Here is a 15,078-nt window from a genome sequence, read left to right as displayed (position 1 = left end):
AGAAAATCAACGACCGTGTACTGATTACCTAATTAGGTAGCACCTTGCTAATGCAAATGGTAAGATGGTTATCGAATTGGTGGGCATAAGTAATTGCAAAGTAGCAACTGACTCAATTACAGTCACTCACAACATAGTAAGGAGTAAAGATGCAAACATTTCAATTAATTGCGACTTGTGCCGCAGGTATTGAGGCCTTGGTTGGTCGCGAACTGAGAGATTTAGGGTATGAAACCCAGGTTGAAAATGGCCGTGTCCGCTTTAACGGCACTGTTAAAGATATATTACGGACCAACTTATGGTTACGGACAGCTGATCGTATCAAAATTGTAGTTAAGGTAGATTGTAAAATTAATCCGAACGCTGTTCGGACAAAAAAGATCAGCTTCCTTTAAAATGGTGTTTACCACAAACCCATCTTTTAGGAGCTGATCTTTTGTCTAGTATAACCTATTCCGAACGAATTAAAATCGAAACCTTTTGTGAACTAGGGCTGTCCAATATCCAAATGGGCGTTCGGCTGAACCGATCACCGTCAACAATTTCTTATGAATTATCTCGATGTCAACCTTATCAGGCTGAATTAGCACAAACAGATGCCGAATACAAGCGATCACGATGTGGTCGGAAAACTAAGCTGAGCGATGAGTTAAAGCAAAAAATTCTCAACCATTTACGTCTAAGCTGGTCACCAGGAATGATTGCTCACGAATTTAAACTAGCTACTAAATCTATTTATAATTGGCTAAATCAGGAGAGAATTGATTTCTCCTTGAATGATCTACCTGAACATGGCGTACGCCAACGGCGTAACGTTGACCAACGATCCAAATATAATCAATCTTTGGGGCGATCAATTGAACAGCGTCCCATGATGATTAATCAACGTAATCGCATCGGCGATTTTGAACTAGATACAGTCGTTGGTCCTCGTGGGCATAGTAAGGCAGTTTTATTAACTTTAATCGATCGAAAATCACGGTTCCTTTGGGCATACCGGTTAAAAGATCGGACGACAGTGACTGTTAATGAAGCACTAACTAAGTTCCTAACCACTTTTAATGGTCCGGTGCACAGCTTTACTGTGGACCGTGGCACTGAGTTTAGTGGGCTAGTATCACTTGAATCACAATATGGTATTAAGACCTATTACTGCCATGCTTATACGCCAGCTGAACGTGGTAGTAATGAACGCTTTAATCGGAATTTACGTTATTTTTATCCTAAAGGGACTCGTTTTGAACACATTAGTGCTCAAGATTTAACGACGACGTTACTCCAAATTAACCAGCGACCGCTTAAAATACTCGACTGGCAAACACCGTATCAGGTTATGCTGACAAATTTGTCCAAAAATTCGGATTAAATTTGCAATCTACCTTAAGGAATTTCCTGCGCTAACATTTACCGAACTGTTCGACCAGACTGAGGCTGTGGCCTGGGATGAACTTTTGCCAATGGACGCTAATTTCCCAGTGGAAGGGCGTTCACATAATTCACAACTGCATAGTGTTCCCGATGCTCAGGCAATTGTAAAAAAAGCCATCGTTACTCAGTTAAGTGACATTTACCACCGGCGAACTCAACTACCAGAAACGGGCGCTAAATTCCCACTGGAAGTGGCCATCAATAAAGATCAAGTCATGTTGACGTTGGATACAACCGGAGATTCATTGTTCAAACGTGGTTACCGGGTAGCTAAAGGGGACGCGCCACTGAAAGAAAATATGGCAGCCGCATTAATTTTATTAACGCATTGGACCCCCGCTGACATGCCATTTCTTGATCCTGTTTGTGGGTCAGGAACATTACCAATTGAAGCAGCACTTATTGCACGTAACATTGCCCCTGGATACAACCGCCACTTTATTTGTGAAAGCTGGCCATGGGTTTCTTCTGAAGTGGCAGACACAGTGCGGGACGAAGCAGATGCCGCAGCCGATTATGATAGCGAATTTGACATTGCTGGTAGTGATAATGATCCTGAAATGGTTACCATTGCCAAAAAGAATGCTCAGGCAGCTGGTTTGAGCCAAGATGTCCATTTTAGTGTGGCAGATGTAACGGCATTGACAACCGACAAAATTAACGGCGTTATTGTTGCCAACCCGCCGTATGGGGAACGTTTGAGCGATCAAACGGCCGTTCGTGCCTTGTACAAGGGCATGGGCAAGGCATTTAAACCCCTGACAACGTGGAGTAAATACATTTTGACCAGTGATTTAGACTTCGAGGCCGCGTACGGTCAACGAGTGACTAAGAAACGTAAACTTTATAATGGGGCTTTACGGACAGATTTGTACCAATACTGGGGCAAACCAGTTTGGCATCATGATAATAAGTAGAAGTCCATATGAATAGACATGGAACCTGAACATGAAAAAACCGATTGGAAAATAATTCCAGTCGGTTTTTTCGCATATTTTGCGTTGAGTTCAACTAGTCAAACCCTAGCATAATCAAGATCGAATAATCATTAAAATGGTTGTGAGAATAATAAGCAAAACCGATACAACTAAATCGACAAGATTCAGCGGGTTTCTGTCGGCAGTGTCCTCAAATGTCATGAAATGAGCGTTTAAAAATACCATTCTAGCAATGGCCAGCAGTCCTAATCCAGTTTCGTTATAAACAAAAATTGAGGTTACAAGCAACACTGATTTGGCGATGAAACTGAGTCTTTTCAGTGGATTAGACGGATAGTACTTAGTTGCTTCAAACTTCGTTGCGTTTAACATAGCAACACCCCCAAAAAAAGCTTAATTAGCTGAGTGGCAAACGAATGTTGTACAAAAAGTTGGCCAAGGTATCGCAATTGAATGTCTACGAGCAACAAGTCATTCATGTGATTGTTATTAATGTATACTCGAAAGCTTATAATTTCAAACAATCGTAATTAACACGCGCAAACAGGGTTAAGCGTTAACCAATGCCAGTCAGAAGGTGAGAACTGTATTGCGTGCGTCCGTTTGTTATTAAACGAATAACAGAAACTGGACGAAATATTGAAATCCGTTAAATATTGTCCTCAAATGGCCCTGGTAATCTGTCGATATGCTACGCTTAACGCGTTTGGTGTAGTGCTTGTAATGCAAGCCTGTGAGCACCCATGTTCTGACGATCGGGAATCCACTGTGTGATGACTAATGAAAACGAATCTTGGAGGGCCAGTAACTTTTGCGTAAGGTCTGGGTAATGTTTCATAACGCCTTTACCGACAGCATCTGCTACCAGACGACTATCCGTAAAAAACATCACCGTTTCTTCCGGCTCACTCAATTTTTGAGCCTTCTTGAAGCCAATGATAGCAGCCTGAAATTCAGCGGCATGATTATCAAGAGCACTGATTGTTTGTTTGAAGGGATACTGGTGACCATTCTGAACGAGAAGAATGCCCGCACCGCTGGGAATTTGAGCTGTTTTTGGATGAGTTGCGACGCTCGCCGCATCTGTATAAAGTTTGATCATCATCTTAGTCCTTAAATTTGGTAAAATAGAAGTGTTTGAAAGAAAGGGGTTTCGTACGTCGATGCACACACAACGTTTTTTTTATCGGCCAAGCGGTTTAACTGCGGTTATTATTTGGTCATGGGTTGCCATATTCTTTTGCGGTGGCGTAATTTTTCAGTATGAAATGGCGCGGTTTAACTGGCCGGCGATTATCATCGCTTGTTTATTTGTTTTATTGCTGGCTTGGGAACTTTTAGGGCGTCAACTGGTCTTTACCGGTCAAAACCTAATTGTTCGCCGGATGCTGGCGCCCAGAGCACTAACTGTCAATGTTCATCAATTGGAACAATTGTCACTTAGTGGGCGCACCATGAGTTTTTCTCTGGGTGGCAAACATTATCGATTCCGCGTAACCAAACACGCATTGGCGAAGATTAAAACCATTGTTAGTGCTGACTAGACCAACCCTAATAAGATTTATTATAACAGACACCCTAAACGGTCTGAGGAGAGGAAGTTGTTCATGACACAACCAAAAGATATTGAGATTGCACAACAAACTAAATTACGTAAAATTAGTGAAATTGCCGAGACGGCAGGTTTAACAGAGGATGAAATTGAACCATATGGCCGTTACAAAGGCAAAATTGATTTGCCATTAACTGGCAAGCGTCAATCTGGCAAATTGGTGTTGGTTACATCAATTAATCCAACCCCGGCTGGTGAGGGTAAAACGACAGTTACGATTGGCCTTGGCGATGGTTTACGCAAGATTGGTAAACGGGCCGTTTTGGCTCTACGTGAACCTTCCTTAGGTCCCGTGATGGGAATGAAAGGCGGTGCCACTGGTGGTGGTTATGCACAAGTTGCACCAATGGAAGACATTAATTTGCATTTTAATGGTGATTTTCATGCCTTAACCACTGCCAATAACACATTGGCAGCGTTAATTGACAATCACATTCAACAAGGCAACGAGCTGCATATTGACCCTCGGCGGATCAGTTTTCACCGTGTCTTGGACATTAACGATCGTGCGCTTAGAAATACGGTTATCGGCATGGGCGGTCCAACCTCTGGTATGCCTCGGGAAGATCATTTTGATATTACTGTTGCCAGCGAGTTAATGGCCATTTTATGTTTGGCAACTGATCTGCACGACTTAAAAGCACGGATCAACCGCATCGTTGTCGCTGAAAATTACGATCGGCAACCAGTTACCGTCGCTGATCTACAGGTCGGCGGTGCCATTGCCTTGCTCCTCAAGGAAGCAATCAAACCAAATCTTGTTCAAACTTTGGAAGGCACACCAGCCATCATCCACGGCGGCCCATTTGCAAATATTGCTCATGGTTGTAACAGTGTGTTGGCAACGCGAACAGCCCTACAATTAGGTGAATATGCCGTTACAGAGGCTGGTTTTGGAGCTGATTTGGGTGCCGAAAAGTTTCTTGATATCAAAGTACCAGTCCTAGGCAAAACACCGGATGCAGTTGTTTTGGTTGCCACTGTTCGTGCACTCAAGTTGCATGGCGGTCAAGCACTTGCTGATTTAACAACACCAAACCTTGATGCATTACAAAAAGGGCTTGCCAATCTTGGTAAACACATTGAAAGTATGCAACGTTATCAAATTCCAGTTGTCGTTGCTATTAATGCATTTACATCAGACACCTCAGAAGAAATTAAGTTGATCCAGGATTACTGTCAACAGTTCAATGTAGAAGCTGTGGAAGCTGATGAATGGGCACATGGCGGTGATGGAACAACTGAGTTAGCTCACGCCGTTGTTCGTGCCGCTCAACAACCGACTGACTTCAAGCCATTATACGATGCTGACGATGATATTGTGACTAAAGCAACTGAAATTGTGACAACCATTTATGGCGGCCGTGGCGTTGTCTTGGAACCGCATGCCAAGGCACAATTACGCCGGTATGCAAAACGTGGCTGGGATAAGCTACCTGTTTGCATGGCAAAAACGCAGTATTCACTAACAGATCGGCCAAAACAGCTTGGTGCCCCGAAGGACTTTGACATTCACATTCGGGCATTTGAACCTCGTTTAGGTGCCGGGTTCATGGTGGCCTTAACTGGTTCCATTTTAACGATGCCTGGTCTGCCGAAACATCCTGCCGCTTTAGACATGGCAATTACAGATGATGGCAAGATTTCAGGAATTTTCTAATAATTAGCTTGATGAAAAGGAGTTGTGGCCACGAGCCACGTTACGCCAATGATATATTACTGGATTTTTATTGCTGTGCTGGTGGGTGCTGACCAAGGTATCAAGTACTATATTGCGAATAATCTAGCGTTAGGCAGTACGCATACGTTTATCCCCGGACTGTTATCATTAACGAGCCTAAGAAATGATGGCGCCGCATGGTCGATTTTGACGGGTCGCATTGACATTTTTATTGTGATTACAATTGTGGCGGTTATCGTCTTGGCTTATGCGATGTGGCGGTTACGCGCCCAGCGATTATACATGTGGGGCATCAGTTTTATGATGGCTGGAACGCTGGGAAACTTTATTGATCGTATTCGTTTGGGCTATGTCGTTGACATGTTTCAACTGGACTTCATGAAGAGTTTTCCAATCAGTAATTTTGCAGACTGGTGTCTCACGGCTGGCGTGATTTTGTTGATTGTTGCGGTGATTTTTGACCGTGATGACAATACAACAGGACACAGTCAAGCAAGTTCCAAACAGAAGGCTAAGACCCCTAAAAAAGATAATCGACCAATTAAACACAGTGGTCCCCGACACGCAGCAAAATAATTAAGGATTAATTGACACAACTATGAATAGAAACGAAACAACCAGTACATCAGCAACTGATGTGCAACCTGATGAGAAAACACATCGCCAAGAATATGACAGCATGACAGCTCAAGCTACCACACCATCCGCGCAAACCTTTATCATCACGACACAAATCGGTCGTTTGGACAAGGTTTTAAGTCAGTTAGCTGGCATCACACGATCCCAGGCGCAAAGTGCCATCGTTGATCACCGGGTAACCGTTAATGGTCAAGACGTTAAAAAACGTGATGAACTGGCCGCTGGTGACAAAGTAACGTTTGTACCCAAAACGCCGACGCCCATTGCCTTGGTCCCTGAAGATATTCCATTAGATATTGTGTACGAAGATGACGATGTTATTGTCGTTAATAAACCGCAAGGAATGGTGGTTCATCCTGCACCCGGGCACCCGGATCATACATTGGTCAATGCGTTATTAGCGCATAGTCCGTTGTCAACGATCAATGGCAGTTTGCGCCCAGGAATTGTCCACCGAATTGACAAGGATACGTCTGGCTTATTAATGGTTGCCAAGAATGATTTGGCTCATCAGAGCCTGTCTGCACAACTCAAGGCTAAAACAAACGAGCGCCAGTACATTGCACTCGTCCATGGCGTCATTAGCGAAGATGATGGTACCGTTGACGCACCGATTGGCCGTTCTCCGAAGGACCGCAAAAAAATGGCGATCGTTAAAGATGGCCGTCATGCCGTGACACATTTTCATGTAATCAAACGATATCAACAGTACACGCTGATTAGTTGCCGATTAGAAACCGGCCGGACGCATCAGATTCGTGTCCACATGGCCTATATTGGGCATCCACTGGCTGGTGATCCGTTATACGGACCTAAAAAGACACTGCCAGGTAATGGCCAGTACTTAACAGCACAAACTTTGGGGTTCGTTCATCCCCGTACTGGTAAAACAATGCGGTTTGAAATTCCGTTACCAGCATGGTTTAACACGATGTTGAAACAGCTGGACGAACAAGAAAATAAATAAAAGGGGTAACTCAAAATGGCAAAAGAAGTTGTCGATGCAATGGCGATGCAACGGGCGTTAACTCGAATCACCTACGAAATTATTGAACGTAATCGTGGGATTGGAAATTTAGTTTTGATCGGTGTTAAAACACGCGGGGTCTATTTAGCTGATAGAATCGCATCACGTTTACATCAGCTGGAAGATACTGTTGTTCCTGTTGGCCAACTGGATGTTAGCGGGTATCGTGACGATATTGCGAATTCAGAACCAACAACTAAGGCTGCTATCAGTAATCTCAATACGTCTGTAACGGATAAAAAAGTGGTCTTGGTCGATGATGTTTTGTTTACTGGTCGGACCATTCGTGCCGCCATGGATGCCATTATGGATTTAGGCCGGCCCAACAGTATTAACTTAGCGGTGTTGGTTGATCGTGGTCATCGCGAATTGCCAATTCGGGCTGACTTTGTTGGTAAGAATATTCCAACGGCTCAAAATGAACGAATCCAAGTCTCAGTGAACGAAGTTGATGGTAAGGACAGCGTTGAAATCATCACCGGCAAAGATTAACAGACAAGGTACCAGATAGAAAGGAACGTGCAGATGACAGAACGCTATTTAATTCTTTCAGATGGCACGGCCTATAAAGGTCAAGCGTTTGGATCGCCGGCAACTACAAGCGGCACCATCGTTTTTAATACGAGTGTCACCGGGTATCAAGAGATCATTACTGATCCGATTTACCACAATCAAATAATTGTCTTTACCACACCAACCATTGGCGCTGTGGGCGTTAATCATGAAAGTTATGAATCAATTCTGCCAACTGCTAAAGGGGTCGTGGTGCGCGAAGTGGCAGAAGTGTCCACCAATCGCCAACGATCTTTAAGTTTGGATCAATTTCTACGTGTCCACAACATTCCGGGTATTTCAGGCATTGACACACGGCAATTAGTCCGTAAGCTGAGAACCCATAATGGTCTTAACGCCAGCATTGTGGATGTTGCCGATGAGCACGCGTTTGACCAACTTAATGCCATTGTGCTGACAAATCAGCAAGTTTCACAGGTGGCCACACCACGTCCATATGCCAACCCCGGCATGGGTCATAACATTGTGGTCATGGATTTTGGTCTAAAAAGCGGCATTTTACGGGAACTAGCGGTTCGCGATGCAAATGTGACTGTGGTGCCATATACGACGACCGCTGATGATATTCTTAACCTCGATCCAGATGGCATTATCCTGTCGAGTGGACCTGGGGATCCGCGTGATCTAGGTAAGGACATCTTAACGACCATTAAAACGCTGGAAACGCGTGTACCTTTATTAGGAATCGGGTTAGGTCACGAACTATTTGCGCTAGCTAATGGTGCAACGATTCAACGCCTGCCAGTTGCTCATCAGGGAATGAATCATCCCATCCGTGAAATCATTACGAATCAGATTATGTATGCGGCACAGGCCGAAGAATACGGTGTTGACCGTGACAGTATCAACCGTGATCAGCTTTTGATTACGCATATTGACTTGATCGATGGTTCAATCCAAGGATTACGCCACCGTGATTATCCAGCATTTTCGGTTCAATTCTTTCCGGATGCTGCGCCGGGTCCGTGGGAAGCAACCCAAGTATTTGACGACTTCATTGAGCTCACAGGAATTAGAGGTGAACAGCATTAATGGCAGAAGAAACAAGTCAGGGTGCACAAACGACTGCACAGCTTGCGGCATTTAATCAAGCTGAGCACTCAGCAGAAAAAACGGCATCTGTTCACCAGCGCCTGTTAGTGATTGGTGACGGTCCGAACGATTTTGGTCACGAAACGGAGTTAGATGCTGCGACGTATCAAACGTTGAGTGTACTTCATAAACATAACTACGATACGGTTTATTTAAACAACAATCCGTTTTCGTTTTCAATGGAAAATGCATGCGGGGCGACAGTGATTATGGGAGATCCATCTGATGTTGCCACGGTGCGCCAAGTAATTGAAAGTGAACATATTACCAGCATTGTGCCAACAGTTGGCGGACTTACTGCCATGAGAACTGTTGAGGAACTGATTGCTCACGATTATTTGGATGATAAGCACATTAATGTTTTGGGGATGCCATTAACGACAGTTCGGTTAATCAATAATCCTGCGTTAATGAATCAAACGCTTCGTGATTTAGGTGAACCCGTGATTACGTCGCAGGTGGCTAGCACAACATCCGATGCGTTTGATATTGCTCGTCAGGTTGGGTTTCCGGTGATTGTTAAGTCGGTGGCGCCGCGTGGTGAAGGTGATCGGGTACTGGCCGAAAATGCGGACCAATTGGATGTTGCACTATCAGCTGCTTTTGAGCGTTCACGCACACGTCAAGTGATTGTGGATCAGAGTATCGTCGGTCTGAAAGAAGTGTCCTTTGAGGTCCTTCGTGATGCACGCGGAACTGAGCTTTTACTGGGTGCAATGGAAGATATGGATCCGGTCGGTATTCATGCGGCCGATTCCATTGAAGTGACCCCAATTCAAACTTTAACGGATCGTGAGTATCAAAAGCTGCGTCAGGCAGCGTTCCACGTAGCTCGGCGACTGCATATCGTCGGTGTAATGCACGTTCAGTTTGCGTTAGATCCGGTGCTGGACAATTACTTTATTATGAAAGTAAATCCTTATTATGATCGCGTTTCAGCCATGCTGTCGCGTGCTAGTGGCTATCCGATTGCACTGGTAGCAGCTAATGTCATGACGGGCATCTCTTTGCCTGAGGTTCGGTTGTCGAGTCGTTTTGCGAAACGGACGGCGTTAATTGAACCCGTATTAGACCACGTTGTTGTCCGTTTTCCAATCTTTGCTTTTGATGAGGCAGAACGACGTGGAGTGAAGGTGGATCGTCAGCTCACAACTGTTCAGAAATCGGTGGGTGCCACGCTTGGCATTGGCCGTTCACTGGAAGAAGCCATGTTAAAGGCGATGCGGGCGGCTCACTATCACAATCGGGATTTCGCTTTTGATGCATTATCAAAATTATCAGACAACGATCTGATTCAGCAATTAATTCACCCTCATGATAACCGCGTGATGCTATTGCTAGAGGCAATTCGCCGCGGCTATCAATCTGATGAATTAGCCGAACTGACGCAGATTGATGAATTCTATTTTCACAAATTACGTAATATTTACAATCTAGAAGTTGATATTGCGGCTCATTCAGGCTCTGAAGAATGGTTGCAACGGGCAAAGTATTATGGCTTTAGCGATGGGCTGATTGCTCAGCTATGGCAGACAAATGCCGATGCCGTTATGAATCAGGCACACACTGCTGGTATCATCCCAACTTATAAAACCGTTGAACCGACTGCCGGTGAGTTTTCAGAGGTTGTGCCAACCTTTTATTCAACCTACGAACTGGAAAATGAAAGTCGTCCATTGGCTGATAATACGGCGCTGGTGGTCACAACTGGTGCCTTTCGGCTCGGTGACGGGGCTGCTGGAGAATACGTGATGAGTACCGTGATTAGTGAGTTGCATCAACAAGGCATCAAAACGGTAGTCGTCAATAATAATCCCAACGCAATCAGCTTAATTCCACAGTTGACCGATAAACAGTACTTGGAACCTCAGGAAATTTCGGATATTTTAGGCATTATTGACTTGGAACATCCACGCTGGGTGTTTGTGCCTGGCAATCGACTGAAGCTAATTGGTGCATTGCGATTGCGTCACATTAACGTCATTGTTATTAACAAAGACAAGGCCAGCAAGGCAGCTCAAGATGGCGACCAATTCTTAACCAGAGTTGTTTACCATACTAATAAAATTGGCGTCGCTGACCCAGTTGAAATTGCCCAAACGGCTTATCACGCACCAACGCATCGACTGGTTGTTGACAATCAAGGTGTGCCAGGGATTGATGCGGAACCTGGTTCCATGCGACAAAGCGGTTTTTATAATACCTTGTTCTCTGCGTTCAGTGGTCATTCAAGAATGGTCACCACTGCCTTACCATTCTCAGAGTTTGGCTTGCTGAACAAGGGCACGGGGATTAACTGGATTCGCATGCAGGTGCGCGCCTTGTTGGACAAAACAACAGCCGCTGATCGGCGTGATTTCAGCCAGGGACCGTTTATCACTGCCACGCGTGGGGATGTCGAAATGGTCGATATTCCTGTTAATCTTGATACGCGTTGGCGTGCCAATTTACCGTTGGCCGGCGCCCAGTTCAAATTAGGTGCCAAGATTAATGTGAAGTTTCCGTACGAGTTTAGAATCATTAATTAACGGTCGCTAATTGATGCATGATAGGACAATAAAAGAGGATTCGCGCAGAATTGTGCGAATCCTCTTTTATCTTGCCATACGTGTAGCGTTGTTAGCTCAGCTACGTAGTTTTTTAACTAACTCAGCATCTGGTGTAGCATAGGCCGTTTGTTGACCTTCATAAATGACGAAACCAGGTTTAGCACCATTGGGCTTGTGGACGCGCTTGACTTGAACATAGTCAACCGGCACACTGGCAGAATCACGGGCTTTAGAGAAGTAAGCAGCTAAATTGGCTGCTTCATCGATCGTCTCGTCCGACGGATCAGCATTGTGGATAATAACGTGCGAGCCGGGCATGTTTTTCACATGTAACCAAATGTCCGTCTTTTTAGCCGTGTGAAGGGTAAGTTTATCATTTTGAAGATTATTTTTGCCAACAGAAATCAGCGTCCCATCACTAGCATGGAACTTTTCTGGCTGGCTAATCTGTAAACGTGGTTTCTTGCTACCACGTTTCCGATGAACTCGAATATAACCTTGTTGCTGTAATTCCAAACGAATTTCATTGATATCTTTCGGACTGGCAAGCTCAATTTGAGCCTGGATGTTACTCAAGTAGTCAATTTCGGTTTGGGTGAGGCGAATTTGTTCCGTTACATAAGCAACCGCGTTTTTCAACTTTTGGTAACGATTGAAATATTTTTGTGCGTTTTGAGATGGTCCAATCTGATTTGACAGACTAATCTTTAATAGTTTTTCATCATCGTAAAAATTAGGTAAGGTGATTTCAGTCATCCCACGTTTAACCTGATTGAGGTAAGTCGTCAGCAATTCACCCTTGATTCGAAAACTATCGGCCTGATTTGTTTCAGCCATGGTTTGCTGCAATTTTTTCAACTTGCTACGGTTTTTCTTAAGTTCGTTACGAACAATGTGAATCAGGTTACCAGCCTGCTCATTAACACGTTCACGTTCGGCCCGATCCTGATAGAAAAAGTCTAACAGCTCGCTGAGGGTCGCAAATGTTTGTGTATCGTCAAGGTTGGGTGTTGGCATCGCAAACGCACTAAAACTTGTTTTACCATTTTTTAGCCGATTTAATGTCGGGACCGGTTGATTGAACTGCGCAAAGAAATGGGCGAAACGTTCTTCTACACTACCGTTAGTGGCATGTAATGCACCTGCTAACCCTAATGCTGTATCGCGGGCCAATCCTTGAAAAGTTTGCTGCAGCTGCTTAGCCAAAACGTCTTCATTAGGATAATCACGAACTAGATCGTTAACGTTGGCGCTAGTCGTAAACGGATTGACGTCGTCTTGTTTTGGCGGCGCAATGTAGGTAGCGCCAGGTAGCAATGAGCGAACCCGGTTTTGGTCAGGATTAACGTGCTTAATAAGATCAAGAATGCGGTTATCACTTTGTTCAATTAGAAAAACGTTACTGTGCCGGCCCATCATTTCAATGGTGAGGGCAATTGTCTCCTGGTCACCTAATTCGTTGCGGGTGTTAAATGCCAAACGGACGATTCGGTCATTTTCAACTTGTTCCAAACTATTGAGAATTGAGCCATCCAAGTATTTCCGTAACATCATGGTGAAGTTACTTGGCGTTGCAGGGTTGGCGTACGGAATGCGGGTGATTTGCAAACGAGCATAGGTTGGATGAGCTGACAGTAGCAAAGGATAGTTTTGACTATTGTTGCGAATGGTCAAAACAACTTCGTTAGGATAGGGTTGCGATATTTTAGCAACTCGACCACCAGTTAAGGTCTGTTGCAACTCGGTAACCATTGCATGCGTAAAAGCGCCATCAAAGGACATTTCAAAGCACCTCCTTAATAAGATTGATTGTATGATTAATGTTAGTCTGCTTTTGATCAAGCAAACTACAGAACAGTCTTTATCATTATAGACGTCTCTAATTTACAAGGCAAAATAAAGAATTGAATAATGGTACTTGTAAAGCGCAAGTTTAATATTGTACAATACAATACAGGTTAAGAAAATATTAACGAATGCAGGTACATACATATGAAACAGAGTTTAGAAGCCTTACGAGATAGTGAAAAAATTCATCGAGCACAATTATTAGCATTAACTAAACAATATCAGTTAACCATCGCAGAATGGCAATTGTTGATGAATTTGGCAGACGGTCACACAACGCAAGAGCAGTTGTCAGCTGCCACTACGCTTGACACATCTACATTGAGTCGTCAGCTCAAGAGTCTCGGTACTAAGGCCATGATCGACAAAGAAGCAACTGGCCGTGACCACCGGCAACTTATTTATCACGTCACGGAACAGGGCCAACAGGCATTGACTGATATCAACCAAGGGTACGAACAACTCACAGCTACGGTATTTGACAAGTGGACAGATGAAGAAAAGAACTTGCTACAGATTTTGTTAAATCGGTTAGAAACGAGCTTATCCCGAACAAATAAAAACGGCGTTAACTAACGTTTAGTTACTGTTTAAAAAGAGACCTTTATTATTGCGGCACTATTATTTATGTTTATATAGAAGCGATACCGTCATTTTGTCGATGAGTGGTAGTCGCTTTTTTTGATGTGTGTTAGAATTGAAAAATACATTTTGGAAAAAAGAAGGCTAACGAGAGCTTATGAAGATTGCCGTGGTTACAGACAGTACCTGTTACCTGTCGCAAACTGAAGTTGATGAAAATGATATCCACGTAGTTCCGATTCCGTTTGTTGTGGACGGCAAGACCTTTGACGAGGGTGTCGACATTAGTACGGAAGGATTCTACCAGTTACTGCGTGAATCAAAATCGTTTCCCAGTACGTCGCAACCACCATTAGGTGAGATGATTGAATTATATAACCATTTGGCTGATGAGGGTTATGATACCGTCATTAGCATTCACTTAGCATCTACCATCTCTGGCTTTGTCAATTCATTGCAAGGTGTGGCTGCCGAAGTTAGTGATCGAATCAAAGTAATTCCGTTTGACTCACAAATCACCGTTAGACTGATGGGCTATTTAGTTTTAGAAGCTGCGCACATGGTTAAGAATGGTGCTGATGCTGATGAAATTATTGCTCGGCTGGAAGAAATGCGCGCCACGATGGGCGAATACTTTGTCGTTGACGATTTACAGAACTTGGTACGTGGCGGCAGGTTGTCCAACGCCTCAGCTTTCATTGGGTCTGTGTTAAAAATCAAACCACTACTGACATTTGATGACGACACACATGAAATTGTCGCTTTCGAAAAAGTGCGTTCCACTAAAAAGGCGCTGGCGAGAGTGGAAACATTGTTTACTGAAGCACAGGCAAAGGTTGACTATCCGCTACGAGGCATCGTCATCCATGGCAATGATCCAGTTGCCGCACAAACATGGCGGGACAAACTAGCCAAGCAATTTCCTGAAATGCCGTTTGAGCTAAGTTATTTTGGGCCAGTTATCGGTGCTCATTTAGGTGAAAAAGCGCTTGCCCTAGCTTGGGTCATTGATTACAAACGCGCTTATAAAGATTAACTAAAATTTTGATTGTTAATTTAAAAAGCCATTTTCACAACGGTACTGTCTGATGACAGTGCAAACATGAAAA

At 44.0% G+C, this 15,078-nt stretch carries 13 protein-coding genes and 2 pseudogenes; 12 read left to right on the top strand and 3 right to left on the bottom strand.

The genetic code is table 11. The features are described 5' to 3' along the window. Positions 1-149: 149 nt before the first annotated feature. From ABUE36_RS07855 to ABUE36_RS07845, 3 genes and pseudogenes are all read left to right on the top strand, one after another. Positions 150-335, top strand: a pseudogene (locus ABUE36_RS07855) (class I SAM-dependent RNA methyltransferase); the annotation flags it as partial. 101 nt (positions 336-436) lie between these two features. Further along, positions 437-1,366 carry an IS30-like element ISLpl1 family transposase gene (locus tag ABUE36_RS07850; RefSeq protein WP_421016461.1) on the top strand — a complete coding sequence of 310 codons (930 nt, stop codon included), beginning with the start codon at positions 437-439 and terminating at the stop codon, positions 1,364-1,366. After that, positions 1,344-2,345, top strand: a complete 1,002-nt coding sequence (locus ABUE36_RS07845) for a THUMP domain-containing class I SAM-dependent RNA methyltransferase (RefSeq protein ID WP_421017478.1) — start codon at positions 1,344-1,346, stop codon at positions 2,343-2,345. The genes ABUE36_RS07850 and ABUE36_RS07845 overlap by 23 nt, the downstream gene beginning before the upstream one ends. Positions 2,346-2,459: 114 nt before the next feature. Here the strand turns inward: ABUE36_RS07845 and ABUE36_RS07840 are convergent, their stop codons facing one another. Together ABUE36_RS07840 and ABUE36_RS07835 are read right to left on the bottom strand one after the other, a co-directional pair. After that, complete coding sequence (locus ABUE36_RS07840; protein ID WP_421016521.1) at positions 2,460-2,738, bottom strand: hypothetical protein; 279 nt, start codon at positions 2,736-2,738, stop codon at positions 2,460-2,462. Positions 2,739-3,063: 325 nt separating this feature from the next. Then, complete coding sequence (locus ABUE36_RS07835) at positions 3,064-3,471, bottom strand: ribonuclease HI family protein (RefSeq protein WP_421016520.1); 408 nt, start codon at positions 3,469-3,471, stop codon at positions 3,064-3,066. 58 nt (positions 3,472-3,529) lie between these two features. Here ABUE36_RS07835 and ABUE36_RS07830 point away from each other — a divergent pair, with 58 nt between their 5' ends. The 7 genes and pseudogenes from ABUE36_RS07830 to ABUE36_RS07800 all read left to right on the top strand — a co-directional run bounded on the left by ABUE36_RS07830 (position 3,530) and on the right by ABUE36_RS07800 (position 11,518). Continuing rightward, positions 3,530-3,910, top strand: a complete 381-nt coding sequence (locus ABUE36_RS07830; protein ID WP_178942553.1) for an EbsA family protein — start codon at positions 3,530-3,532, stop codon at positions 3,908-3,910. A gap of 63 nt (positions 3,911-3,973) precedes the next feature. After that, positions 3,974-5,638, top strand: a complete 1,665-nt coding sequence (locus ABUE36_RS07825) for a formate--tetrahydrofolate ligase (RefSeq protein WP_421016519.1) — start codon at positions 3,974-3,976, stop codon at positions 5,636-5,638. A gap of 48 nt (positions 5,639-5,686) precedes the next feature. Continuing rightward, positions 5,687-6,133, top strand: a pseudogene (gene lspA, locus ABUE36_RS07820) (signal peptidase II); the annotation flags it as partial. Positions 6,134-6,338: 205 nt separating this feature from the next. Next, positions 6,339-7,265, top strand: coding sequence for an RluA family pseudouridine synthase (locus ABUE36_RS07815; protein WP_421017477.1), 927 nt, complete (start codon positions 6,339-6,341; stop codon positions 7,263-7,265). A gap of 15 nt (positions 7,266-7,280) precedes the next feature. Further along, a complete protein-coding gene (pyrR, locus tag ABUE36_RS07810; protein WP_017261838.1) occupies positions 7,281-7,817 on the top strand; it encodes a bifunctional pyr operon transcriptional regulator/uracil phosphoribosyltransferase PyrR in 537 nt (178 codons plus the stop codon). Between the two features lie 33 nt (positions 7,818-7,850). Next, entirely contained in the window at positions 7,851-8,930 is a 1,080-nt protein-coding gene (locus tag ABUE36_RS07805; RefSeq protein WP_017261839.1) for a carbamoyl phosphate synthase small subunit, read from the top strand. Further along, complete coding sequence (locus ABUE36_RS07800; protein WP_421016518.1) at positions 8,930-11,518, top strand: ATP-grasp domain-containing protein; 2,589 nt, start codon at positions 8,930-8,932, stop codon at positions 11,516-11,518. Before ABUE36_RS07805 ends, ABUE36_RS07800 begins: the two co-directional genes overlap by 1 nt. A gap of 96 nt (positions 11,519-11,614) precedes the next feature. Here the strand turns inward: ABUE36_RS07800 and ABUE36_RS07795 are convergent, their stop codons facing one another. Further along, the gene (locus ABUE36_RS07795) at positions 11,615-13,321 is read right to left on the bottom strand and encodes an NFACT RNA binding domain-containing protein (RefSeq protein ID WP_421016517.1); all 1,707 of its coding nucleotides are present in this window, start codon (positions 13,319-13,321) and stop codon (positions 11,615-11,617) included. A 210-nt stretch (positions 13,322-13,531) separates the two neighbouring features. On the opposite strand from ABUE36_RS07795, the gene ABUE36_RS07790 reads away from it, so the two are divergent. Together ABUE36_RS07790 and ABUE36_RS07785 are read left to right on the top strand one after the other, a co-directional pair. Then, positions 13,532-13,963 (top strand): MarR family winged helix-turn-helix transcriptional regulator, encoded by a 432-nt coding sequence (locus tag ABUE36_RS07790; RefSeq protein ID WP_161001326.1) that lies wholly within the window; start codon positions 13,532-13,534, stop codon positions 13,961-13,963. A 163-nt stretch (positions 13,964-14,126) separates the two neighbouring features. Further along, positions 14,127-15,005 carry a DegV family protein gene (locus tag ABUE36_RS07785; protein ID WP_421016516.1) on the top strand — a complete coding sequence of 293 codons (879 nt, stop codon included), beginning with the start codon at positions 14,127-14,129 and terminating at the stop codon, positions 15,003-15,005. The last annotated feature ends 73 nt before the right edge of the window (positions 15,006-15,078 follow it).

Origin of the sequence: Furfurilactobacillus cerevisiae, assembly GCF_048961765.1 — a bacterium.
Lineage (GTDB): Bacteria > Bacillota > Bacilli > Lactobacillales > Lactobacillaceae > Furfurilactobacillus > Furfurilactobacillus milii_A.
This window is presented reverse-complemented; position numbering and strand designations above follow the sequence as displayed.